The sequence below is a fragment of the Faecalibacterium sp. Marseille-Q0746 genome, from assembly GCF_017377595.1.
Taxonomy (GTDB): domain Bacteria; phylum Bacillota; class Clostridia; order Oscillospirales; family Ruminococcaceae; genus Faecalibacterium; species Faecalibacterium duncaniae.
The window spans coordinates 1-2,787 of sequence record NZ_JAFREI010000047.1; the positions used below are offsets into that span (position 1 = coordinate 1).

The window sequence follows — 2,787 nt, forward strand, 5'->3', positions numbered from 1 at the left end:
ACTTGAAGCGTACCCGTCAAATGGAATGGGTGCAGCGGTGCAATAATATCCACAACCGGGCAGAAGAAATTGTTTTGCATGAGATGATTTATTCATAACGGTATGATAGAATGATTATGACAAATCGTTAAGGAAAGAATCGAAGGTGGTGCAAACGAAAAAGCAGTATGGAGACTTTTCATTAACTGCCCTTTCGTTTGCATCAATTTCGATTTTTTCTGGTTGAACAAAGCGCGTCAACTCTATATGGACTTTTAATTATGACACTCTATTTATAATAGGATAGCGTGTACACATAGAAACACATAGAATTTATAATTCAGTCCTGTATTATGACACCAGAAATAAGCCTCCCTAAGGAAGCTAAAAAAATATACAGTTATAATACGTTAACAGAGCATATGTGGTTTTGGTTTTATAAAATGTTGTTCTGTAGGCAGAGGAATAATCTTACCACCACAGGAAGAACACTTGCATATATCTTTATTATAAAGAAGACGGATAATGGCAGGTGCATCCATATCTTTCAGCTTGGAAATATATTTTTTGCAACCAAGGATGTTTCTGCATAGGGTAATCTTTTTCTTCTTATTTCTGGATGAAAGAAGACCATAGTGCCTGATACGTACAAAACGTTTTGGAGGAACATGCATTAAAAATCGACGGATAAATTCCTCGCCGGATATGGTGATCTCTTTCCAAAGCCCTTGGTTTTTGTAATCTTTAGCGGAAAAAGTAACTGTGGATTCTGTCATGTCTTTTATACGGTAGTTGCTGATAGCAATCCGGTGGGTGTATTTTCCAAGGTATCTGATGACAGAGTCGGCACCGTCAAATGGTTTCTTGCAATAAGGAATCCATTCCTTTGTATAGCAGGTATTTAACAATTCCTTGAAAGTATAGTAGTTTTTGTAAGGTGCAGCCGATCCATGAAATTCAAGCCTGTCATTTTCCCAGAGCTGCTTAAGTTCAGCCATATATTTTCCACGAAATATTTTGGAGATCACCTTAATCGGAAGAAAAAACTCTTTCCCGTTGTCTTTCCAATGATTTTTCACATCCAGCCCTCCACCAAGAACAATCGCATGGATATGAGGATGAAAATTCATGGTGCTTCCCCATGTATGGAGGATACAAATATAGCCGATATCAGTCCCAAGATATTTACTATCAGCAGCAAGTTCACTGAGAGTATCTGAAGCCGCATGATAAAGAGCAGTGTATAAGAATTTCTGGTTGCTGTAGATAATGGGATTAAGTTCTTCTGGAACTGTAAAAACTACATGGAAATAAGGAGCATCTAAGATATCCTCACGCCGTGCATCTACCCATTTTTCTTTTGGAAACTCCTGACACATAGGACAGCATCTGTCACGGCAGGAGTTATAGTGGACTGACATGCAGCCGCAGTCCTCGCATACGCTTACATTCACACCAAAGGCACCGGTTTTGCAATTCATGATGTGATAAGCGGCCTTTCGCTGAGCGGGAGAAATACTATGTGTGGATTCAAAAGATGGATAAAAACGATGAAAAACATCCTGAATCGTACAATCCTTACTCATGATTCACCACCTTCCGGGGTGTCGAACGGGCTGCGGATTCCAAGAAGTGTCTTGTTGCTCACATGAAGGTAAACATCTGTAGAGCGAGGATCAACATGTCCCAGAAGTGACTGGATATATTTTATATCTGTGCCACTTTCGAATAGGTGGCTGGCAAAACTATGACGGCACGCATGAGAGGAAACATGACGGTTAATGCCGGCGAGTTTAGCACTTTTCTTAAAGAACTGGTTAACACTGGCTATATCAAGATATCCACCGGACTAGGAACTTGGGAAAAGGATATCTTTAGGGCGACCACATTTGTACCAATACTCTGTGAGAAGGTCTAAATTTTTTTGAGACAGAATTGTATATCTGTCAATTCTGCCTTTGGTTTCACGAACATGAATTGTCATGTTGGTACGTGAAATGTCATCATAATGAAGATGAACAACCTCTGATACACGTAATCCGGAAGAATACATAGTTGCAATAATCGCTTTATGCTTCAGATTCGGAGTGGCGTCAATGATTGCATTTATTTCATCGCGGGATAGAACAGCAGGAAGATTTCGCTCTCTTTTCATAGCCGGAACAGTGTCATCATCCCAGAGAATCTTCAGCACCTTTTTATATAAGAACTTGATTGCAGACCGATAGTGATTGTGAGTTTCAGGAGACCTTCCTTCCAGACGTTTGGCAGTAAGAAAACTTTCCGCATCTTCAAGTGTAAGATCAAAAACATTTTTTCCAATCCAACGAAGGAAGTAACTGACATCAGAGCAATACAGTTGAATAGTTCTTTCACGCAGGTTACGTTTTTCCGCTTCATTGCGGATGGATTCAAAAATATCTTTATACATAATAAAACCTCCAGAATAAGTAGTGTTAATAATTACATCTACCTATTCGGAGGTGCGTTAGCGTCATAATTCCGATTGCGGAAGAGACTGGAAAATGTTATTCTTATCATAGGCAGTGGAGCTTTCTTAGTTCAGTTGTTTCGTGTGGTAACTTAACAATAACGGATTATGGAAAGTAATTCCACTGCTTTTTTAATAAAAATAAAACTGCGCCACAGCCTTGGCAGGCCATCGCGCAGCGATTTTGTTCAATCGAAATTTGTAGGAATAGGTATTCAGGAAAATATACAGAAAATCACGCATTTGTGGGGATGATACGAATCGTGTCATACATGTGAAAGAGCGATTCTTGCGTCATTTTACGCTTTTTGATAAGG

Annotated in this window: 2 protein-coding genes and 1 pseudogene; 1 reads left to right on the forward strand and 2 read right to left on the reverse strand. The window is 39.4% G+C overall.

Annotated features, from left to right (window positions below; translation table 11 throughout):
• Positions 1 to 98 (forward strand): TnpV protein (locus tag J3351_RS13945; RefSeq protein ID WP_207697995.1); only part of this gene is annotated, 98 nt, incomplete at its 5' end.
• A gap of 291 nt (positions 99 to 389) precedes the next feature.
• On the opposite strand, the gene J3351_RS13950 is transcribed toward J3351_RS13945, so the two are convergent.
• A complete protein-coding gene (locus J3351_RS13950) occupies positions 390 to 1,565 on the reverse strand; it encodes an IS91 family transposase (protein WP_207697994.1) in 1,176 nt (391 codons plus the stop codon).
• Positions 1,562 to 2,410 (reverse strand): annotated as a pseudogene (locus J3351_RS13955) (tyrosine-type recombinase/integrase). Before J3351_RS13955 ends, J3351_RS13950 begins: the two are co-directional and overlap by 4 nt.
• Positions 2,411 to 2,787 lie beyond the last annotated feature (377 nt).

Bases quoted from the DNA above. Each gene is read 5' to 3' on its own strand.
- J3351_RS13950 (WP_207697994.1), bottom strand. From the start codon at position 1,565: ATGAGTAAGGATTGTACGATTCAGGATGTTTTTCATCGTTTTTATCCA.